At 59.7% G+C, this 21,645-nt stretch carries 19 protein-coding genes; 4 read left to right on the top strand and 15 right to left on the bottom strand.

Translation table 11 applies throughout. The features are described 5' to 3' along the window. The 12 genes from AAAX32_RS07905 to AAAX32_RS07960 form a co-directional block, all read right to left on the bottom strand. Positions 1–180 (bottom strand): dTDP-4-dehydrorhamnose 3,5-epimerase family protein (locus AAAX32_RS07905; RefSeq protein WP_349100451.1); only part of this gene is annotated, 180 nt, incomplete at its 3' end. 12 nt (positions 181–192) lie between these two features. Further along, positions 193–1,212 carry a dTDP-glucose 4,6-dehydratase gene (gene rfbB / locus AAAX32_RS07910; RefSeq protein ID WP_349100452.1) on the bottom strand — a complete coding sequence of 340 codons (1,020 nt, stop codon included), beginning with the start codon at positions 1,210–1,212 and terminating at the stop codon, positions 193–195. 12 nt (positions 1,213–1,224) lie between these two features. Continuing rightward, positions 1,225–2,124 carry a glucose-1-phosphate thymidylyltransferase RfbA gene (rfbA, locus tag AAAX32_RS07915; protein ID WP_349100453.1) on the bottom strand — a complete coding sequence of 300 codons (900 nt, stop codon included), beginning with the start codon at positions 2,122–2,124 and terminating at the stop codon, positions 1,225–1,227. 3 nt (positions 2,125–2,127) lie between these two features. After that, on the bottom strand, positions 2,128–2,931 hold the full coding sequence (locus AAAX32_RS07920; RefSeq protein ID WP_196032012.1) for a glycosyltransferase: 804 nt from the start codon (positions 2,929–2,931) through the stop codon (positions 2,128–2,130). Then, positions 2,928–3,641 carry a glycosyltransferase gene (locus AAAX32_RS07925; RefSeq protein WP_196032009.1) on the bottom strand — a complete coding sequence of 238 codons (714 nt, stop codon included), beginning with the start codon at positions 3,639–3,641 and terminating at the stop codon, positions 2,928–2,930. The genes AAAX32_RS07920 and AAAX32_RS07925 overlap by 4 nt, the downstream gene beginning before the upstream one ends. A 2-nt stretch (positions 3,642–3,643) precedes the next feature. After that, positions 3,644–4,222 carry a DapH/DapD/GlmU-related protein gene (locus tag AAAX32_RS07930; RefSeq protein ID WP_349100454.1) on the bottom strand — a complete coding sequence of 193 codons (579 nt, stop codon included), beginning with the start codon at positions 4,220–4,222 and terminating at the stop codon, positions 3,644–3,646. After that, positions 4,215–5,051, bottom strand: a complete 837-nt coding sequence (locus AAAX32_RS07935) for an NAD(P)-dependent oxidoreductase (protein ID WP_196032002.1) — start codon at positions 5,049–5,051, stop codon at positions 4,215–4,217. The genes AAAX32_RS07930 and AAAX32_RS07935 overlap by 8 nt, the downstream gene beginning before the upstream one ends. Beyond that, positions 5,048–6,064 (bottom strand): hypothetical protein, encoded by a 1,017-nt coding sequence (locus tag AAAX32_RS07940; RefSeq protein ID WP_349100455.1) that lies wholly within the window; start codon positions 6,062–6,064, stop codon positions 5,048–5,050. The genes AAAX32_RS07935 and AAAX32_RS07940 overlap by 4 nt, the downstream gene beginning before the upstream one ends. Then, a complete protein-coding gene (locus AAAX32_RS07945; protein ID WP_349100456.1) occupies positions 6,065–6,766 on the bottom strand; it encodes a sugar transferase in 702 nt (233 codons plus the stop codon). Positions 6,767–6,850: 84 nt separating this feature from the next. After that, complete coding sequence (locus AAAX32_RS07950; protein WP_349100457.1) at positions 6,851–7,441, bottom strand: hypothetical protein; 591 nt, start codon at positions 7,439–7,441, stop codon at positions 6,851–6,853. Between the two features lie 326 nt (positions 7,442–7,767). Next, positions 7,768–9,531 (bottom strand): threonine--tRNA ligase, encoded by a 1,764-nt coding sequence (thrS, locus tag AAAX32_RS07955; RefSeq protein ID WP_349100458.1) that lies wholly within the window; start codon positions 9,529–9,531, stop codon positions 7,768–7,770. Between the two features lie 224 nt (positions 9,532–9,755). Next, a complete protein-coding gene (locus AAAX32_RS07960) occupies positions 9,756–10,187 on the bottom strand; it encodes a zinc ribbon domain-containing protein (RefSeq protein ID WP_055251579.1) in 432 nt (143 codons plus the stop codon). Positions 10,188–10,833: 646 nt separating this feature from the next. On the opposite strand from AAAX32_RS07960, the gene AAAX32_RS07965 reads away from it, so the two are divergent. The 4 genes from AAAX32_RS07965 (at position 10,834) to AAAX32_RS07980 (ending at position 15,283) form a co-directional block, all read left to right on the top strand. Continuing rightward, positions 10,834–12,288 carry an NAD(P)/FAD-dependent oxidoreductase gene (locus tag AAAX32_RS07965; RefSeq protein ID WP_349100459.1) on the top strand — a complete coding sequence of 485 codons (1,455 nt, stop codon included), beginning with the start codon at positions 10,834–10,836 and terminating at the stop codon, positions 12,286–12,288. Position 12,289: 1 nt separating this feature from the next. Further along, positions 12,290–13,636 (top strand): FAD-dependent oxidoreductase, encoded by a 1,347-nt coding sequence (locus AAAX32_RS07970; RefSeq protein ID WP_349100460.1) that lies wholly within the window; start codon positions 12,290–12,292, stop codon positions 13,634–13,636. Between the two features lie 3 nt (positions 13,637–13,639). Further along, complete coding sequence (locus tag AAAX32_RS07975; protein WP_349100461.1) at positions 13,640–14,050, top strand: DUF1667 domain-containing protein; 411 nt, start codon at positions 13,640–13,642, stop codon at positions 14,048–14,050. 144 nt (positions 14,051–14,194) lie between these two features. Next, positions 14,195–15,283, top strand: coding sequence for an aminopeptidase P family protein (locus tag AAAX32_RS07980; protein ID WP_349100462.1), 1,089 nt, complete (start codon positions 14,195–14,197; stop codon positions 15,281–15,283). A gap of 350 nt (positions 15,284–15,633) precedes the next feature. Here AAAX32_RS07980 and AAAX32_RS07985 read toward each other — a convergent pair whose 3' ends face one another. The 3 genes from AAAX32_RS07985 to clpX all read right to left on the bottom strand — a co-directional run bounded on the left by AAAX32_RS07985 (position 15,634) and on the right by clpX (position 21,645). Next, positions 15,634–16,977 (bottom strand): Mur ligase family protein, encoded by a 1,344-nt coding sequence (locus AAAX32_RS07985; protein WP_349100463.1) that lies wholly within the window; start codon positions 16,975–16,977, stop codon positions 15,634–15,636. A 274-nt stretch (positions 16,978–17,251) separates the two neighbouring features. Next, positions 17,252–19,948, bottom strand: a complete 2,697-nt coding sequence (locus AAAX32_RS07990) for a valine--tRNA ligase (RefSeq protein ID WP_349100464.1) — start codon at positions 19,946–19,948, stop codon at positions 17,252–17,254. 287 nt (positions 19,949–20,235) lie between these two features. Beyond that, positions 20,236–21,645 (bottom strand): ATP-dependent Clp protease ATP-binding subunit ClpX, encoded by a 1,410-nt coding sequence (gene clpX, locus AAAX32_RS07995; protein WP_349100465.1) that lies wholly within the window; start codon positions 21,643–21,645, stop codon positions 20,236–20,238.

Raw genomic sequence — 21,645 nt, forward strand, 5'->3', positions numbered from 1 at the left:
GGAGATGTTGTTCTGGACGACCCTGAGGTCGGGGATGCCCAGGGCGGTCATCTTGGCGCGCTGCCAGTTCTCCTTGAACCAGCCGCGCGAGTCGCCGTGGACGGCGAGGTCGACGACCTTGAGGCCCCCGATGCCGGTCTCGGCGACGGAGAGTTCCTTCTCGAATGCGATGTCTGCCATGTATCTCCCCTCCTACTGCCCCTGGGCGCGGTAGCGCGCCTCGGTGGCCTCCTTGGCCGGGCGCCACCAGGACTCGTTGGCGACGTACCAGTCGATCGTCCGTTTGAGCCCCTCGGCGAAGTCGGTGTGGGCCGGCCTCCAGCCCAGCTCGCGCTGGAGCTTCGTGGAGTCGATGGCGTAGCGGCGGTCGTGGCCGGGGCGGTCGGCGACCCAGTCGAAGTCCTCGGGGTCGCGTCCCATCGCCTCCAGGATCATGCGCAGCACGGTGATGTTGTTCCTCTCGCCGTCGGCTCCGATGAGGTAGGTCTCCCCCGTGCGGCCCTTGGTGAGGATGTCCCAGACGGCGCTGGAGTGGTCCTCGGTGTGGATCCAGTCGCGGACGTTCTCGCCCCTCCCGTAGAGCTTGGGGCGGACGCCGTCGATGATGTTCGTGATCTGCCTGGGGATGAACTTCTCCACGTGCTGGTAGGGGCCGTAGTTGTTGGAGCAGTTGGAGATCGTGGCGCGAAGGCCGTAGGTGCGGGTCCAGGCGCGGACCAGCATGTCAGAGGACGCCTTGGTGCTCGAGTACGGGCTGCTCGGGTGATACGGCGTCTCCTCGGTGAACTTGGCGGGGTCGTCGAGCGCCAGGTCGCCGTAGACCTCGTCGGTGGAGACGTGGTGGTAGCGGACGCCGTACTTGCGGACGGCCTCCAGGAGGCGGAAGGTGCCCTCGACGTTGGTGCGCAGGAAGGGCTCGGGGTCGGCGATGGAGTTGTCGTTGTGGGACTCGGCGGCGTAGTGCACGATGGCGTCGTGGCCGGGGACGATCCTATCGAGCAGCTCCGCGTCGCAGATGTCACCGACGACGAGTTCGACGCGGTCGGAGGGCAGCCCGGCGATGTTCTCGGGGTTGCCGGCGTAGGTCAGCTTGTCCAGGACGGTGACGTGCACACCGGGATGGTTGTTCACGACGTAGTGCACGAAGTTGCTGCCGATGAAGCCGCAGCCGCCCGTGACGATGATATTCTTAGGTTCAAAAAACTCAGACATGAAGGTTTTCTCCTAGTACTCGCGCGGGCTGTTGACGATCTCGCCGGCGGCGACCTTCTTCAGGTGCCGGCCGTAGACCGACTTGCCGTAGGCCTTCGCGGCCTCCTCCAGCCCGGCGGTCGTGATCCAGCCGTTCTCCCAGGCGATCTCCTCGGGTACCGAGACCGGCAGGTCCTGGGAGTGCTCCACGGCGCGGACGAACTCCGCGGCCTCGTGCAGGCTCTCCATGGTGCCGGTGTCCAGCCACGCGTACCCGCGGCCGAGGGTCACCACGGACAGCGTCCCCTCCTCCAGGTACATCTGGTTGAGCGTGGTGATCTCGAGCTCGCCGCGGGCCGACGGCTCGACCTTATGCGCCTTGGCGGCGACGTCGCCCGGGTAGAAGTACAGGCCGGTGACGGCGTAGGAGCTCTTGGGCTCGGCGGGCTTCTCCTCGATGGACACGGCCCTCCCCTCGCGGTCGAACTCCACGACGCCGAAGCGCTCGGGGTCGTCCACGTGGTAGCCGAAGACCGTGGCGCGGCCCGACTCGGCGTTCTGGACGGCGCGCGTCAGGTGACGGCTGAGGCCGTTGCCGTAGAAGATGTTGTCGCCGAGCACCAGCGCGCACGGCTCGCCGGCGATGAAGTCCTCGCCGATGGTGAACGCCTGCGCGAGGCCGTCCGGCGAGGGCTGCTCGGCGTAGGAGAGGTTCACGCCGTAGCGCGAGCCGTCCCCGAGCAGGCGCTCGAAGTTGGGCAGGTCGGTCGGCGTGGAGATGACCAGGATGTCGCGGATGCCCGCCAGCATGAGGGTGGACAGCGGGTAGTAGATCATGGGCTTGTCGTAGACCGGCAGCAGCTGCTTGGAGGTCACGAGCGTGAGCGGGTACAGGCGCGTGCCGGACCCGCCGGCGAGGATGATGCCTTTCATTAATTACACCTTTCCGTTGTCTTTAGTCGGGATAAGAAAACAAGTTGTTCGGTATTTAAGACAAAGCTTGGCTTTCCTTACGGCGAGCATTCCAATGCAATAAAGGCGCCGGGGGGTAGAACTGCCATAAAAATGCCGTGCATCGCGTTCAAAAATCGATAAGCGTATTAATGCTTTATCAACGTTATCTGACGCAAGGGAATAGCTCTGCTTCAGAAGTGGGCCGCGTAAGTAAACGACCTTCATTCCCGCCTTTTTCACATCATCAATAAACTTGTGATCAACCAAATCCAAGAAGAGATCAGGGTCGTATGAAACAGCTTCGAACACGGAGCGCTTTACAATCATTCCACTGTTGATGCCGCTCAGCTCAGAACAATCCGAAACAGAGTCGATGTCTGGAAAAGGATGGGCCCTAAAACCGTCAAAGGTGCAAGGTGAAAGGACAGAATCGCCACTCAAAACAAGCGGAAGATCAACATCCCAGTCAGGTGAAGAAACGTCAAGGCCATCCAAAGCGGTGAAATAATCTTGATCAACCTCGGTGTCGTCATCGAACAGACAAACCAGATCACCATGGCATCTCTCGATGCCAGCTCGATATGCCGCAGGAAGGCCCTTATTCCCAGCCATATCGACATAGCAAACACCAAGGGTCTCGCAGATTGCTCGGTTACCATACTCCCGAGTGCTATTATCGCAGACGATGATTTCAGGTCTTACGAACGCGTTTAAGGCTGCATTAATTACAGGCACATCATTCACAGTCTGGTTGTAGACAACAACAATAAGGGAAGCAGTACTCATTTAAGAGTCCTCCCCTTCTTGACAAGTTCACAGAGGAGATTAGCTCGCTGAGCAGCAACGATCTTGAGTTTCCTTCGTGATGTCGTTACATTACCGCCGTGCAGTCTATGCTCCAGAAAGACACGGTTATCGAAGACAACCGTTCCAAATTTTTCACAGACCATACCGATCCAATGATCATAATTGACGACACAAGAGGGCATAGGCATGATGAGTCGTTTTGAGCTTGCAGGAAAAGCCATGCAGCAGCCGCTGTATCGTGGTTTAGCGAAATTTCGCAATAAACCACCCCTGATACCGTATTCCTCAAATAGCGGCTTCGAGATAACAGCGCCTTCCCCATTAATATGAACCACATTATGTATCGCTAAGTCAGCACCAGTTTCGTTCAGAAGTCGAAGCATGGCATCCTTTTTGCCAGGTTTCCAAATATCATCCTGGTCGCTAATAAAAATTATGTCCTTGCAGCAGTTCTGAATTGCGTTGTTGAAGTTGCCGACTACGCCAGGCTCCGCATTGCGAACAATCTTAACTCGTCCGTCAGTCTCTGCATATCTGGAAATGAGTGACAAAGTGCCATCTTGTGATTCGTCATAGGAAATAACAAGCTCATCATCCGAAGAGAGTTGAACCAAGATAGAGTCGATCTGCTGTTCAAGGAATCGCTCCCCGTTGTATACAGCCATTGCAACCGATGCAGTTTCAAGCATAGTTACACCCTCTCCCAACTTTGAGAGACTTCGTTCCATTTCTTGATAGCCCGTGCGGGAGACCCAGCGAGTACGGTATTGCTGGGAAACGATTTAGTTACGACGGCATTAGCGCCAACGGTACACCCGTCGCCAATCGTAACGCCCGGCATAACGCATACGCCCTCGCCAATCCAGACATTGTCACCGATGACGGTAGGTTTAGTAGCAAGCTCCCTGTCGTCTGGCGCAACGTAAGGACACGCTGATGTACCGGCGAATTCACCGTGACTAGTATCAGAGATAAATATATTCGAAGCCATCAGCACGTTGTCACCGATTGAAACGGAATCATGCGCGACTATATGCACTCTATCATTGAACTTGCAGTTGCTGCCGATTTTTAGGGCAACGCCCTCTCCGCCAAGGTCAAAGCGACAGCCATAACCGAGCGTCAGGCCATGCCCATAGGAGAAGCGCTTCTTTCCACCTCGTAAGTAAAAAGGCAACCTAATAAGTCTCGCCCCAGGAAAGCGAAGTCTAGTATAGGCAACGTAAATGCAGTTACCGACAAACTCTCCAAGGGAGTATTGGTTAATCAAGGCCACTCCTAGCCGCAAGAATCTTGCGAATCTTCGCTGCATCGCCCCAGATGGCAGGCGAATCATACGGACGATCGGGATACTTACCGTAACCGAGCTTGATAGAGAAGCCGTTCTCATTAATAAAGTGCTCGATGTAGTCACCAAGGCCGATTGGCACACCGGAGCAGATGTTGATGATGCCATTAACCTCATCCTGCTCGACGACGGCGACGACCTGTCGGCAGAAATCTTCATAAGGAAGGAAATCGTATTTGCATCGACCACTCGTGAACGGGAACTCGTCCTTACCCTCGAGCTCAGCCGCGACGATCTTCGAGAAGATGGAGCACCCGCGCCCGTCGTTAGAAACGAGATAAAACCCACGGAGCCACTGCATCTGGGCACCATGCTGGCGGCAAAGCTCTCCAGTAAGTTGACGGAGGGCGTTCTTCGCAACACCGTAGGGCGTAGTGGGATTGCAGGGGGTGTTCTCGTCAACGACGCCCTCATGGTAACCGACCTCGTGCATAGAGCCCATGACAGCGATGCGCTTGACGCCCGCCTCGAGCGCCGCCTTGATAAATAGATAGTGCTTAGAGAGGTCATCCAAGTGCGAAATGTCGTTATGTGAGAAGCCGTTGCGCCAAGCAAGGTGCAGCAGTACATCCGGGCTCTCATTGGACTGGAAATTGTAGGAGAACACATCGCCAACGTGCTCCTCAAGATTATCGTGCTTCAGCCCACACGAACATAGACCCATGGCCATGACCTTGTGTCCAGCATCCAGGAGATGAGAGACGACTCCCTTGCCGATGTAACCGTCGGCACCGGTGACCATAATCCTCATAAGTTGCCTTTCTCGTAGCCTTCATAGGCTGGCTCGCTACCCAGCAGAGCCTTTACGAAGGTTTCAATGGAATAGCCGCGATACACTTCATCGGGAAGCACCCGATAAGGCGTCGTAAAGAATTGAGAGGGGACGCTGCCCTTCCCACTCCACACAGCGACATCGCCTTTACTCGCGAAATCGTAGAGAGCCGCATCAGGATTGGCAGTAATCAGCTTCCTATGCGCTCCGATGGCCTCGAGCGTGCGCATGGTAAGACCACGCTGTCCAGCCTGGGGAGAATCGACAATTGCTTTGGAACGCGCATAAATCTCAACTATCTTTTCAGTCGAGAGCGATTCAAAGCTGAACTCAACACCCCGATAGGCAGGGTTTGTAAGACGCCGCAACGAGGCCGCCGACTTCGACGGCATAAAGAAGTATCGAAACACCCGCAGGCCCTGCGATTCTAGGTTGTCGCAGATAGAGCTAACCGCCTCAAATTTGCTCGGCTGGTGCACGCTCCCTATGAAGCAAGCGTCATACGTGAACCCACCGTCGGGAACAAGGGGCAGGCCATCGTATGCCCCAGAGAAGAAAAGAGGACGAAACTTCAGACCGTAACGTTCGCAGTCGGACGGCTCAAAAGAATAAACATCGTCAAATAGATCCCGGCAGGCACCGAAACGCTCGCAATTGTTGAAAGCATCCCAAAGGTACGAAACAAAACGAGCATTGCTTGATGACCTGATGGATGAAAACTGATCGCGTGTGAAACAAAAAGACATGCCACCCATGAAGATCAGCAAATCATAATCACCTGTCGCGACCTTCTTCTTAAGGGATTCGGCATACTTAGCAATCTGCCCGTCGACAAGTCTATAGCTGATCTTCGCAAAGGATCTGAAGGAGACAGACTCGCTTGGACGGTCATCAACACATACAACGCTATGACCTTGGCGAGAGAGCTCATCACGCACCCGATCACGATACCCGAAGAAAGTCGGAGCCATAAGCAAAATGCGATAACCCATCTATCGCCCCGTCCTCTCTTTACCGAACATAGCGCCGAAAGTGCCGGTAAAGCACTTCCAATCCATACGGAAGCAGCGATTCTGAACGTAGCGAAGCTCAATCTTTTGACGCAAACCACTCTCAAACGTCGCTTCGTTACGATCGGTTGCCTGCCATAAGCCGGTAATGCCAGGCTGGACAGAAAGAAGCACCGCCTTTTCTTCATCCGTAAAATGCTGAGTCAGCTCATCCCGCGTAATGGGGCGAGGTCCAATAACGGACAGATCACCGTTGAGCACATTAATAAACTGAGGCATCTCATCGATGGAGCACTTGCGAATAAACTGACCGATCCTGGTAATGCGAGGATCATCGTCAACCTTGCGCTCAACTTCCCACTGATGTAGCTGCTCAGGGCTAAGGTACTTCTGTACATCGCCAGCGTCGGAGACCATGCTGCGGAGCTTAAAAATCTTGATGGTCTTTCCGCCCTTGCCAACTCGTTCTTGCGTATACATGGGGCTGCCGGGCGATTCGAGACTAATGAGCGCACACACAATGGCGATAGGGATAAGCAGCAGTACGCTCATCAAAAGACTGAATACAAGGTCAAACAGCCTCTTAATAAAGCGGTAGCCAAGCGTACCGCTCGGCTTAATCTCTTTAATAACCAGTGCGTCCCCCGCGGATACACAGCTCTTTGTTACTTCTTTAGCAGCCACAGTCAAACTTACGTCCCAGTTGTCCAGGGATCCCCCAATCGGTAAATTCAAAAATGCCAACGAATAGCTGGTGCAACGTCTCCCTTACGTCTTGATGGGAACGTCGAGCGGAAGCACTTCCCTAAAACTGGAATCGCCTTCGCCTACGTCTACCAGACACCAGCGCTTGCGGCGGTCGATCTTGTGCACACGGGCCTCTTGCCCCACCAAGGGCCCCTGTTCTATGTGCAACACGCCGTCTTCTATGCGCGCGACGCTGTTGCGCACCACGCCGTCGTCGTCCAGAACGCTGCGGTACCAGTCCTGTGCGTCGTCCGGCATGGGCATGTACGCCCGCTCCCTACTGCCGGCGATGCGGCAGCCAAAGCTCAGCTGGGCCAAAGCCCTATCGAGCACAGCGGCATCGTGCGTGGCGACGAAGAAATATTCCTTGTACATGGGTTTGGTTTGGAGCGACCATGCGCCGTCCCGCTTAAACCAGAACTCCTTTTGCATCACAAAAGCGTCCTGCATCAGCTCGTGCGGGATAATGCAGCGGACCTTTTCGCAGGTCTCGCGCTCTTTTCCATGGGGGGTGTGGACCAGATACCAGCGAACGCGGCCGTGCTGGCTGTTGGTAGTGGCGCCGTTAAATGCGCCCGGCAGCTGTTCTTGGCGCCGTGCCGTCTGTTCCATGTTCTCGCCCCCTCTTTTGGCTTTGCGATGCACGCAAATGCAGGGGCGTTTAGAACAGGCTTCTCGCTCGCAGCTAGGCGCAGTCGCAAAAGTACAGGTTTTTGTATCTTTCGGCAGACGACATTATACGAGCAATTAATCCGCGTTTGCCCAGATTACGCAAAATGTACTGCTAGTAGGTACATCTCCATACCCCTCTATAAAAACCTGTACCTTTTTGTGCAACAAAAAAAGCCGCTCAACCAGCGGCTTTTCTTATTTGGACATGAAAAAAGGCGACCGCCCTATGTGGACGGTCGCCTTTATTAATTGTTGTGTTGCTTGCCTTAGGCGCGGGTCTTGATCTCCCCGAGAACCTTGGCAACAAACTCGTCAACGCTCATCTGAACGGTCTCGTTGGAGCGATCGCGGACGGAAATGTTGCCGGCCTCGACCTCCTTCTCGCCCAGAATGAGCATGTAGGGCACGCGGTCGATGCTGCGGGCCTCGCGAATCTTGTAGCCGATCTTCTCGTCGCGGTCGTCGCAAACCACGCGAATGCCGGCTTCCTCCAGCTTGGTGCACACCTCGTGGGCGTAGTCGCGGCTCTTCTCGGAGACGGGAAGCGCCTTGACCTGCACGGGAGCCAGCCAGGTGGGGAACTTGCCCGCAAAATGCTCAATTAGAATACCGATGAAGCGCTCGATGGAGCCAAAGCACACGCGATGCAGCATGATGGGGCGCTTCTTGGTGCCGTCGGCGTCCACGTACTCCAGATCAAAGTTGAGCGGCATCTGGAAGTCGAGCTGGACGGTGCCGCACTGCCAGGTACGGCCGAGCGAGTCCTCCAGGTGGAAGTCGATCTTGGGGCCGTAGAAGGCGCCGTCGCCCTCGTTAACCTCGTAGTCCATGCCCAGCTTCTCCAGAGCGGTGCGCAGGCCCTCCTCGGCGCGAGCCCAATCCTCGTCCGAACCCATGGAGTCCTCGGGGCGGGTCGAAAGCTCAACGTGATACTTAAAGCCAAACTTCTGGTACACGGAGTCGATGAGGTTGACCACGCCCACGATCTCGTCGGTCAGCTGGTCGGGACGCACAAACAGGTGGGCGTCGTCCTGGTTAAAGCAGCGCACGCGGAACAGACCGTGCAGGGCGCCGCGCAGCTCGTGGCGGTGAACCAGGCCAATCTCGCCGGCGCGAATGGGCAGCTCGCGGTAGGAGTGCGGCTTGGAGGCGTACACCAGCACGCCGCCCGGGCAGTTCATGGGCTTAATGCAGTACTCTTCGTCGTCGATGACGGTGGAGTACATGTTGTCCTTGTAGTGGTCCCAGTGGCCCGAGGTCTTCCACAGCTGCTTGTTCATGATGAGCGGCGTGGAGATCTCCACGTAGCCGGCCTTGTGGTGGATCTCGCGCCAGTAGTCCAGCAGCGTGTTCTTAAGAATCATGCCGTTGGGCAGGAAGAATGGGAAGCCGGGGGCCTCGTCGCGCATCATAAAAAGGTCCATCTCGCGGCCGATTTTGCGGTGGTCGCGCTTCTTGGCCTCCTCCAGCATGTGCATGTGCTCGTCGAGCTCTTCCTTGGTGGCAAAGGCGACGCCGTTGATGCGGGTGAGCATCTTGTTGTCCTTATCGCCCTTCCAGTAAGCGCCCGAGACGCCGGTGAGCTTAAAGGCCTTGAGCGCCTTGGTGTAGCAGATGTGGGGGCCGACGCACATGTCGATGTAGTCGCCCTGCTGGTAGAAGGTGATGCGGGCGTCGTCGTCCAAGTCGCCGATGTGCTCGACCTTGTACTTCTCGCCGCGCTCCTCCATAAGGGCGATGGCCTCGGCGCGGGGCTTCTCGTACACGGTGAACTTGAGGTTCTCCTTGACGATCTTTTTCATCTCGGCCTCGATCGCGGGGAAGTCGTCCTCGCTGATCTTGACGCCCTCGGGCAGATCGACGTCGTAGTAGAAGCCGTTGTCGGTCGCGGGGCCGTAGGCAAAGTCGGCCTCGGGATAGAGACGCTTGATGGCCTGCGCCATGATATGCGCGGCGGAGTGGCGGATGACGTGCGTGACCTCGTCCTGCGGGAGCTCGGCCACCGAACCGTCATTGTAGAGTGCCTTCATGGGTATGTTTTCTCCTCTCGGATGCCTGATGCAAGTGCGTGCGATGCGTTCGGCGTTTTTGACTTGCATCATTATAGGCAGGTTGCCTTGGTATACAAGCGCCCGCCGCACCTTAATGGCACGGCGGGCGATTTTCTACGCATGCTTCATCGTGTGGGCGGGGTATGGGGCGCGCGTGGCTTGCGGCGTGCCCGTGGCTTGCGGCCGGCCCGGCGATGGATGCGTTACTGGATGCGAGTTCGGCAGTAGGGGCAGACCTTCCAGTGCGCATCGAGCGGGCGATGGCAGCTGGGGCAGACGTTGCGAACCTGGGTATCGCACACCGGACAGACGACGAAGTCCTTCTCGATGGGCGCGCCGCACTGCGGGCAGGTGCCGTACTGGGCAAGCTGGCGCTCGCGCAGGGCCATGTCCAGCTCCTGCTCCTCGCGGTCGGACGCGTAGGAGTGCGGGCGCAGGACCAGGTAGGCAATGAGGCCCACAAACGGGATGAGGGCGATGATGCCCCATGCCACGTAGGCGCTGGCGCCGCGGCGGCGAGCGTCGATGAACACATAGACGACCGACAGCACATACAGGGCGATGATAAAGCCAACGAAGGCATAGACGACGCCCATAAGCTGCGGCGACATGAGCTCGGAGATGTACTTGGACATTACGGGTACCTTTCGGAATATTAACAGTCCGGTCAAGTTTACCACGGGGTTTGTTTATATGGGACTACGGCTAGGGGCGGGGCTGGCGCGGACACAAACATCTCAATCTGTAACAGGTGGGAGCTGAAACCGGGTCTAAATGTTACAGATCGAGACAAACGGATGACCCGCCAGACTAACGTCTCGATCTGTAACAACTGGGACCAAATTTCCCCTCTTACTGTTACAGATCGAGACAAAGAATACCGTCCACACCGAATGTCTCAATCTGTAACAGTTACTCGGCAAAAACAGGTCTAACTGTTACAGATTTAGACATTCGAAACCGACTGATAGGTTCATCTAAATCTGTAACATCTAGACCCCAAAACGGTCCCTAGATGTTACAGATCGAGACAGAAGATCTCTCCCCGACTTTAAATCTCAATCTGTAACACGTAGGACCGATTTTCCCCTCTTAATGTTACAAATCGAGACAAATCTCCGACACCGAAGGTGGCAGACGAAGTTGTCGACGTTGCCGGGTCTCCCCTCGTCTGCCGTTGGCGGGTGTTGCGGGACTGTTCGCCGCATTGCCGCTGCGCTGGGGGCACGCAGACCGTAGGATGGTCTTATTGACAGCCTGTCAACTCGTCTGGGAGGCACTGTGACAGAAACGTTTGATATCGCGATTGTCGGCGCGGGCATCACCGGATGCGCCATCGCGCGGCAGCTCGCGCGCTATGACTTGTCCATTTGCGTAGTCGAGGCGGCCAAGGACATCGCGGTAGGGGCGTCGAAGGCCAACGGCGGCCTGGTGCACGCCGGCTACGATCCGGCGCCGGGAACCGTAAAGGCACAGGTCAACGCCCGTGGTTGCGAGCTATATGGCACGTGGGCGCAGGAGCTGGGCTTTCTGTTCTGCCGCACCGGGTCGATGGTGCTGGGCTTTAACGACGAGGACCGTGCGCATCTGGAGCAGCTGCGGCGCAACGGCAATGTCAACGGTGTGCCCGAGCTGTCGATCGTCGGGCCCGACCGCATCCACGAATTAGAGCCGCGCGCCAGTGCCGATGCAACGTGCGCGTTGTGGTGCCCCTCGACCGGGTTTGTCGACCCATTTGAAGTTGCCATCGCTGCGCTGGAGAACGCCGTGGCCAACGGGGTGACGTTTATGCGCTCCGCACCCGTGGAGGCGATTGAAGTCGCGGACTCGGGCGACGACGCGCGCTTTACGCTGGCGACCCCCGCTGGCAACGTGGGCTGCCGCTACTTGATCAACGCCGCGGGTAACGGCGCCGCCGAAATCTCGCATATGGCGGGCGCCGAGGAGTTTCAGATGGTCTGGCGTCAGGGCAACATCGTGGTGTTGGACAAGGAGCCGCGCACGCTCATGCCGCTCTACCCCGTGCCGACGCCGGTGTCGAAGGGCGTTATCGTGACGGGCACCGTGCACGGCAACACCGTGATCACCGCCACGGCCGCCGTGCGCGAGCCGGGCGACACGCAGACCTATGCGAGCGATGTCAACGCGCTTCTGACCGGCGCGCGCAAGCTGGTGCCCGATCTGGATACGCGTCGCGTGGTGCGCGCATTTGCCGGCGGACGCCCGGTCATTAAGGGGACGAACGACTTCTTTATTGGGCAGTCGGCCGTGGTGCCGGGGCTGTTCCAGGCGGCAGGCATTCAGTCGCCGGGCGTGGCGAGCGCGCCAGCCATTGCCGAGCGCATGGAACTTGTAATGCGTGAGGCGGGCGTGGAGCTGCACGAGCGGGCGGACTGGAACCCAATTCGCCGCGCGCCGGACGACTTTGACCGCGCGTCGCTTGCGCGCAAGGAAGAACTCATTGAGTCCGACCCCGCGTGGGGGCAGATCGTCTGCCGCTGCGAGACGGTGCCTGAGGCCGAGATTGTGTCCGCGATCCGACGCCGCCCGGGCGCGGTTTCGGTCGAGGGTGTCAAACGCCGCTGCCGCGCCGGCATGGGTCGGTGCCAGAGCGGGTTTTGCCAGAGTCGTGTGGTGGCGATTCTGGCCCGCGAGCTGGGCTGCGACCCCAGCGAGGTGCTGTTGGAGGACGCAGGTTCTTGGCTGGTTGAAGGACCGCTGAAGGGGGTGCGCTAGGATGGCAGAATTCAAATCGAACGCGATTGATTGCAGCGTCGTAGAAGCCGTACAAACGCAAGCCTTCGACGTGGTCGTTATCGGCGGCGGACCTGCCGGCATGGCGGCCGCGCTGGCCGCGCATAAGGCAGGCGCACGCGTGGCCATCGTGGAACGCGAGCAGCACTTGGGCGGCATCCTGCGCCAGTGCATCCACCCCGGTTTTGGCCTGTCGCACTTTAAACAGGAGCTCACCGGTCCCGAATACGCGCAGCGCTTTATCGACCAGGTGCACGCAACCGACATTGCGCTGTTCCTGAACAGCATGGTGATTGGGATTGATTCGGGCGAGTCTACGGAAGACACCGCGGTCCATACCATCACGCTCATGAGTCCTGAAGGCATGCTGCAGCTCACCGGGCGCGCGGTCGTCCTTGCCATGGGGTGCCGCGAGCGCACGCGCAGCGAGATCAAGATTCCCGGCAGTCGTCCCGCCGGCGTGTTTACGGCCGGCCTGGCGCAGCGATACATCAATATCGAGAACCTCAAACCCGGCTCGCGCGCCGTCATTTTGGGCTCGGGCGACATCGGGCTTATCATGGCGCGCCGCTGCGCGCTCGAGGGGATTTCCGTCGAGGGCGTCTACGAGCTCATGCCGTATGCCAACGGCCTGCGCCGCAACGTCAAGAACTGCCTGGACGACTTTGGCATTCCGCTGCACCTGTCCACCACCGTCACGCGCGTGATCGGGCATGACCGCGTGGAAGCCGTCGAGGTGAGCCAAGTCGACGAGCGTCTGGCGCCCATTCCGGGGACCGAGCGCATTGTTCCGTGTGACACGCTGCTGCTTTCGGTGGGCTTGATTCCCGAGAACGAGCTTTCGGTTGCCGCGGGCGTAGAGCTTGACCCGCGCACGCGCGGCGCCGTAGTGGATCAGAGTCTCCAGACAGGCGTGCCGGGCATCTTTGCCTGCGGCAACGTGCTGCACGTGCACGACCTGGCCGACAACGTGACGACCGAGTCCGAGCACGCCGGTGCGGCTGCGGCGGCGTGGGCTCTGGGGACCGGCGCGAGCGCCGTTCCGGACTGCGAGCTCACCGTCTCCCCTGCCGGCATCGCGGGCTACGCGCTGCCGGGACGCATTACGGCTGTGGCGCTCACCAAGCTCAACTTCCGCGTGCGCCGGCCAGTCAATACCGCCTGCGTGAGGATCTTGGCCGACGGCGAGGAACTGTTCATCGGCAAGGTCCGCGCGTTTAAGCCGAGCGTTATGGAAAGCTTCCCACTCCCGGCAAAGGTGATTCAACGTGCACTCGACCTGGGCGTCAGCGAGATTGTCCTGTCCGTCGACCCCGTTGAGGAGGCATAGCTCATGAGCACCAATGCGACCGAAACGCTGCAGTTCAACTGCACGACCTGCCCATCCGAATGCCTTCTGACCGTAGAGGTGGAGCGCGTCGCCAATGGCGCCGTGGTGGAAGTGCGCTCCGTAACCGGCAACAACTGCCCGCGCGGCGATAAGTTCGCACGTCAGGAGCTCACCTGCCCCATGCGCGTGCTCACCACCACCGTGGCCGTATCTGGCGGCGACGAAGCCCTGCTCCCCGTACGCACCGCCGATGCCATCCCGCTGGCACTCCACGCCCAAGCCATGAACTTCATCCGCGGCGTGGTCGTCGAGGCCCCCATCCGCATGGGCGACGTCGTGCTAGAGAACCTCCTAGACACCAACATTAACCTTATCGCCAGCATGAACATCGACCGAGCCCAAGTAGCTAATTAGGGACGGGGCTCTTTTAGCTACTTTTGCCTTCACGCTTGCCAGGCTGGTCATGCTAAGGAGTGTCCCAAGGTGCCGGCATAAAAGGAACGTCCCTATGTGCCGGGCTTGGGATACCATGGTGGCACCCTAGCGAAAGGATGTTTCATGGCACATGTCGATGACCAGCGTGTGGCGCGCGTGCTCGATGCGCTCGAGGCTCAACACCCCGGCGCACAGCTGCTCGTAAACGACCCGTGGTCGATTTACTATCTGACCGGCTTTTATGCCGATATGTTCGAGCGTTTTTGTGGCGTGCTGCTCGCGCGCGACAGCGAGCCCGTGATCTTGGTCAACGCCCTGCATCAGCTGCCCGAGTACGACAATGCCCGCGTGGCCTACCACACCGATACCGACGTCGTAACCGACGCCATCGCACGCGAGGTCAATCCTGCCAAGCCCCTCGGCATCGATACCGTTATGCGCTCCGGCTTTTTGCTGCCCCTTATGGATCGTCACGCCGCGAGCGAGTTCTTCCTGGGCGACTTTGCCGTCACCGCTACGCGCGCCCACAAGGACGAAGCCGAGCAGGAGCTCATGCGCGTGTCCTCGGCCGCCAACGACGCTGTGATGGCCGACGCCATCAAACTCGTCCACGAGGGCGTGACGGAGCGCGAAATTGCCGACCAAATGCTCGGCCTGTATCGCAAGCACGGCTGCGAGGGCTTTAGCTTTCCGCCCATCGTGAGCTTTGGCGCCAACGCCGGCGACCCGCACCACGAGCCCGACGACACCGTGCTCAAGCGCGGCGACGTGGTGCTGTTCGACATTGGTGGGCGTCATCGCAACTACTGCTCGGACATGACGCGCACGTTCTTTTGGGGCGAGCCGGACGAGGAAACGGCGCGCATCTACGATATCGTGCGCCGCGCCAACGAGGCCGCCGAGGCGCTCATCGCACCGGGCGTGCGCATGTGCGACCTGGACCGCGTCGCGCGCGACGTGATTGAGGACGCTGGCTACGGCAAGTACTTTACGCATCGCCTGGGTCACTCGATTGGCCTGCAGGACCACGAACCGGGCGACGTCTCGCTGGTCAACGAGAAGGTCGTGGAGCCGGGCATGACTTTCTCCATCGAGCCGGGCATCTACCTCCCCGGCCGCACCGGTGTCCGCATCGAGGACTTGGCCCTGGTGACCGAGAACGGCGTCGAGATTCTCAACGCTTACCCCCACGATCCGATCCGCCTAGACTAGGCAATGCGGCAAAGGGGCAGCCCCTTTGCCGCATCCTGCCAACGCTTCGCCACGAAAGCGGGCTATCTACTACGTTTAACCCGCATGGGTCGACCATGCGGGTCTTTTTTGAAAACCAGCAAGCCGTCTACCTGCGGTTTTGATTTCACGATTTTCCGTGTGGTCGAGGGTAACCGGTCAAACGTAGTAAATAGGCCGATTTCGTGTCAAGCGAGTCAACTCGGGGCACAGGGCAGCCAAAAAGCCCCATCCCAAATTGACTGCTTTTGAGTTGCGGTGATATACGGACTGTTTGAGGCTTCTGGCTTGTTAAACAGTCCGTATTTCACCGCAACTGATGAGGGGATGGGTTAACGCAGCAGGCCGGCTACTTCGCCGGCTAGGGTGATGGTGCCGGCGGCAACGAAAGGCTCGTCTGCGGCATCGAGGGCCGCGAGGGCCTCGGGCACGCTCGCGTACACGCCCGCGAGTTTATCGGCGTCCACAAGGGCGGCGAGCTCCTCTGCCGGCAGGGCGCGATCGGAATCGGTCTGGGTCACGACCACGCGGGGGAACGCCGGAACCAGAACGTCAACGATACCCGCCACGTCCTTATCGGCCAGCGCGGCGCACAGCAGCGTGGGGCGATTCTCAACGTACGGGTCAATCTCGTCCAGCGCGCTTACAAAGTTCTCGCAGCTCTGGGGGTTATGACAGGCATCGATCAGCTTGAGCGGATCGGTTCCCAGCACATCAAATCGGCCCGGCGTGGGGCAGCCCATAAGCGACGCATCCAGCGCATCGTGGTCGAGCTCGCGGCCCAGATACCCCTCGCACAGCATTATCGCGCACGCAGCATTTTGCGGCTGATACGCCGGCTTGACCATACTCGACGTATAGATGGCACGCGGCGTAGTACAGCTAAACTCCACCGTATCGCCCACGTGCTCCGGCACCTTGGTCGTGGCATGGTTCACCACAAGCGGCACAATGCCGCACTCGCGACAACGCGCATCCATCACGCGTTGAACACTCGCCTCATGCGTGCCCTCACCCAGTACAACCAGGCGCCCGGGTTTAATGACCGCAGCCTTCTCCCCCGCAATGGCCTCGAGCGTGTCGCCCAAAATACGTGTGTGATCGAGTCCGATACCCGTGATGGCAACGGCGACGGGATCGGTCGCACTCGTGGCGTCCCAACGCCCGCCCATGCCAACCTCGAGCACGGCAACATCCACCGCGGCCTCGGCAAACACGACAAGCGCAGCGGCCGTCAGCAGGTCAAACGGCGTGATGGTGTAGGCACGCTCCCCCGCCGCCACACGACGGGCATTCACTCGACGCCCCGCCTCAACAGCGGCAGAAACGGCGCGGGCAAACGCCTCATCGCTCACCACGCGCCCATCAACCTCCATGCGCTCGGGATAGCGCACCAGCTGCGGCGACGTATAAAGCGCGGTTTTGAGCCCCTCGCCACGAAGAATGGCGGCCGAAAAACGCGTGGTCGAAGTCTTGCCATTGGTACCGGCGACCTGAATGCAATCAAAATACTCGTCCGGACGCCCCAACTCATCAAGCATATCGACAACCGTCTCGAGCAGAGGCCCAGCATCCCCAGAAATCCGCCCCGTATCAGCAGCAAGCCCCACAGCCTCATCAAACGAAAGCAGCTCAAACGAGAACGGCACAGAATACGACCCCGAACGCTTAGGCATAAACCAAAGTCCCCTCAACATAAAAAGAGGCCCGAATCAACAACGAGCCCCTCCCAAACAAAATATCAGCCAAACACCGCTTTGCAGCGACCTCAAGGCCACAACCAAGTGGCCCCACCAGGCAGCGAACGCCTCCGTAACCGCCATGGGAGCGGTTTGGGGCTTTGCTCGATACAAGTTCCGCACGAGCCGAAGGCCACTTAATGTGGCCTTCGTGCGAGCAGGACTGTCCGCAGTAGCGAGCAATGCCCCAAACCGCGTCCCCCAGCACCGCCTACGAGAAGTCAGCAACCTGAGCAGTCAGCGCCGCCAGGATCTCCTTGAGCTCAGCTGCACGGTCCCTCTTCTTCTGCACCACCGCGGGCGCGGCCTTGGCCACAAAGCCCTCGTTGGCGAGCGTCTTCTCGCAACCGGCGAGCTCCTTCTGAGCCGCGGCGATCTCCTTCTCAAGACGCGCCTTCTCGGCCGAAAGGTCAACCTTGCCCTCGAGCACCACAAAGACCTCGACGCCGCTGTCGACCACGGCGATGCTCGCGGCCGGCTTCTCAACGTCGGTACCCATGACCAGCGAGGCGGTGTTGGCCAGCGGCTCGATGGTCGAGCGCAGGCTCTCGAGCTTCTCGATGTCCTCGGCACCGGCGCGCACGACCACGTCGAGCTCGGCCTTGGGGCTCAAGCGGTAACGCGAACGCGTGGCGCGGGCGGCGGAAACGACGGCGCGGCACAGCTCAAACGCGCGCTCGGCGTCCTCGTCAACATACTTAGCGTAGTCGGCGGGCTCGGGCCACTTGGCGATCATGAGCGCCTCGGCGCGGTTCACGTTGCCCTCGGCGTCCAGATCGAGCACACTCGCCGGCATGTTGTCCCAGATCTCCTCGGTGACAAACGGCATGAGCGGGTGCATCAGGCGAATGGAGGTGTCGAGCACAAAGATCAGGTTGCGCTGGGCCTGCAGACGGCCCTCGCCCTTCAGGCGGGCCTTGGTGACCTCGACGTACCAGTCGCAGACCTCGTTCCAGAAGAACTGCTGCACGCCGCGGGCCATGTCGCCAAAGGTGTAGTTCTCAATACCCTCGGTGACCATCTTGACGGCCTTTGCCAGGCGGCTGAACATCCAGGCGTCGGCCGGCGTCTCCACGACGGGCTCGCCGGGCGTGTAGCCCTCCATGTTCATGAGCAGGAAGCGGCTTGCGTTCCAGATCTTGGTCACAAACGACTTGGCCTGGTCGGTACGCGGGCTGTCGATGAGCTTCTTGGTCTTCTTGTCGATGTTCGCGTCGAACTTGACGTCCTGGTTGTTGGTGCACAGCGTCAGCAGGTTGAAGCGCATGGCGTCGGCGCCGTACATGCCAATGAGGTCCATGGGGTCAACGCCGTTGCCCTTGGACTTGGACATACGGCTGCCGTCCTTGGCCAGAATCGTCGGGTAGATGACGACGTCCTTAAACGGCACCTCGTCCAGGAAGTACAACGAGCTCATAACCATGCGGGCGACCCACAGCGCGATGATGTCGCGCGCGGTGACGAGCGCCGTCGTGGGGTGATGCCCCTCGAGCAGCTCCGGCTTTTGCGGCCAGCCCTGCGTGGCGAAGGTCCACAGCTGCGAGCTGAACCAAGTGTCCAGCACGTTCTCGTCCTGATGCACGTGATGGCCGCCGCACTTGGGGCACACGTCGGTGTCCTCGGTAAGGGCGTCCTCCCAGCCGCAGTCCTCGCAGTAGAACACGGGAATGCGGTGGCCCCACCACAGCTGGCGGCTGATGCACCAATCCTTGAGGTTCTCCATCCAGGTGGTGTAGGTCTGCGTCCAGCGCGAGGGGTGGAAGGTGACCTTGCCGGATTTGACGGCGTCAAGCGCCGGCCCCTTGAGCTTATCGACGGCCACAAACCACTGCTCGGACAGCCACGGCTCAAGCGCGGCGTCGCAACGGTAGCAGTGCATGACGGAGTGGTCGTGCTCCTCGACGTGGTCGAGCAGGCCGTGCTCGTCGAACCACTTGATGACGGCCTCGCGGCACTCGTCGCGGTTCATGCCGGTGAACTCGCCGTAGCCCTCGACGACCACCGCGTGCTCGTCGAAGATGTTGATCTGCGGCAGGTCGTGGGCCTGACCCATGGCGTAGTCGTTGGGGTCGTGGGCCGGGGTGACCTTGACGAAGCCAGAGCCAAAGTTGGCGTCGACATGCCAATCCTCAAAGATGGGGATCTCGCGGTCGACGATGGGAAGCTTGACGGTCTTGCCCACGAAGGCGGCCTTCTCGGGGTCCTTCGGGGAGACAGCGACGCCCGTGTCGCCGAGCATGGTCTCGGGGCGAGTGGTGGCGACGACGATGTAATCCTGGCCGTTGACCGGCTCGGTCAGCGGGTAGCGCAGGTGCCACAGGTGGCCCTTCTCGTCCTTATACTCGGCCTCGTCGTCCGAGATGGCGGTGGTGCAGTTGGGGCACCAGTTAACGATACGCTTGCCACGGTAGATCAGGCCGTCGTGGTACCAATCGCAGAAGACCTTACGCACGGCCTGTGCGTAATCCTCGTCCATGGTGAAGCGCTCGTTGTCGAAGTCGACGGAGCAACCCATGCGCTTGATCTGCTCGACGATGATGCCGCCGTACTCGTGGGTCCAGTCCCAGCAGGCGTCGACAAACTTATCGCGACCGATCTCCAGGCGGCTGATGCCCTCGCTCTTGAGCTTCTTGTCGACCTTGGTCTGCGTGGCGATACCGGCGTGGTCGGTGCCGAGCACCCAGCGCGTGGACTTGCCGCGCATGCGGGCCATACGGACGATGGCGTCCTGGATGGAGTCGTCGGTGGCGTGACCCATGTGGAGCTTGCCGGTCACGTTGGGAGGCGGAATGGTGACGGTGCAGTCGCCCACGCCCTCACGGCGCTTATAGTAGCCGCCGTCGAGCCACTTCTGCAGGATCGCCGGCTCGTTGGTCGACGGATCGTAGTTCTTGGGCATTTCTTCCATATATCTCTCCCTTGCCCATCGGGGAGGAATGTAGGCCCGATTTTCGCTCGGTCAAGTCCTGGCTCGCACGAAGACCACATTAAGTGGTCTTCGGCTCGTGCGGAATCTACGAAAATCGGGCCTACATTCCTCCCCTTAGGTATCGATTACTTCAGTCTGAATGGACTTTGCTGAGACTTTAAACAAACACACAGAATAACACAGGTAGTTGGGGTTATTGCGTATATATAAAATAGCCTCCGACCGCGGGTGGTCGGAGGCTATTTGCAAACACGTTTTAGGCTGGTTTAGCCGTAGATGCGCTGGGGCTGTTCTTCGCCCTTTACGGAGGCTTCGGTCACGATGACCTTGGTGACGCCTTCCTCGCTGGGCAGATCGAACATTGTCTGCTGCAACACGTCCTCGCAGATGGAGCGCAGGCCGCGGGCGCCGGTCTTGCGGGCGAGCGCCATGCGGGCGATCTCGTGCAGGGCCGCGTCCTCAAACTCAAGCTCAACGTCCTCGAGCTGGAACATCTTGCGGTACTGACGCACCACGGCGTTCTTGGGCTCGGTCAGAATCGACACCAAGTCGTCCTCGTCAAGCGCCTGCGTCTGGGTGACGACGGGCGTACGTCCCACAAACTCGGGAATCATGCCAAAGGCGTTGAGGTCCTGCGGGAGCACCTGACGCAGCAGGTCGTTCTCGTCGACCGAGGTGGGGCCGGCGATCTCGGAGTTAAAGCCCACGCCCCTGTTGCCCACGCGATCGGCGATGATCTTGTCCAGCCCCACAAAGGCACCGCCGCAGATGAACAGGATGTTGGTCGTGTCGATCTGCAGCAGCTCCTGCTGGGGATGCTTGCGGCCACCGGTGGGCGGAACGCTGGCCACCGTGCCCTCAAGAATCTTAAGCAGCGCCTGCTGAACGCCCTCGCCCGAAACATCGCGGGTAATGGAGAGGTTCTCGGCCTTGCGGGCGATCTTGTCGATCTCGTCCACGTAGATAATGCCAACCTGCGCGCGCTCGATATCGCCATCGGCGGCATTGATGAGCTTGAGCAGGATGTTCTCCACGTCCTCGCCCACGTAGCCGGCCTCGGTGAGCGCGGTGGCGTCGGCGATGGCAAACGGCACCTCGAGGATGCGCGCGAGCGTCTGGGCCAACAGGGTCTTGCCAGTACCGGTGGGACCGAGCAGCAGGATGTTGGACTTGGCGAGCTCTACCTCGTCCATATCGTCATCGAACTGCGAGCCCATGTCGTCATCAAAGGCAGACACCGCAGCGCCGCCCTCAATCACGCGGCGATAGTGGTTGTACACGGCCACCGACATGGCGCGCTTGGCGTCCTCCTGGCCCATGACATAAGCCGAAAGCTCGTCATAGATCTCGTGCGGCGTCGGCACATGCGTAATGACCTGACGGGCGTCGTCCTCCAGCTCAAAACCCTCGGCCTCAGGATCTACAGCAGGCTGACCGGCAGCCTGGCCGTGGTCGCTGAGAAAGCCCGGCAGCTTGCCGTTACGGGCAGCGTCCATAAAGTCCGAAGCCAGCGACTCCTCGAGAATCTCGGAGCAGGCGGCAACGCACTCGTCGCAGATAAAGATGTTGGTCGGGCCCTTCACCAGGCGGCGAACCTGACCCTGCTCTTTTCCGCAGAAGGAGCAGCGGATGGGGTTGCCGTTCTCGTCGAAGCCGTCCTGCATGTTACCGGCCAT

Source organism: Collinsella sp. CLA-ER-H3 (genome assembly GCF_040092425.1).
In the GTDB taxonomy this organism is placed as follows: Bacteria; Actinomycetota; Coriobacteriia; order Coriobacteriales; family Coriobacteriaceae; genus Collinsella.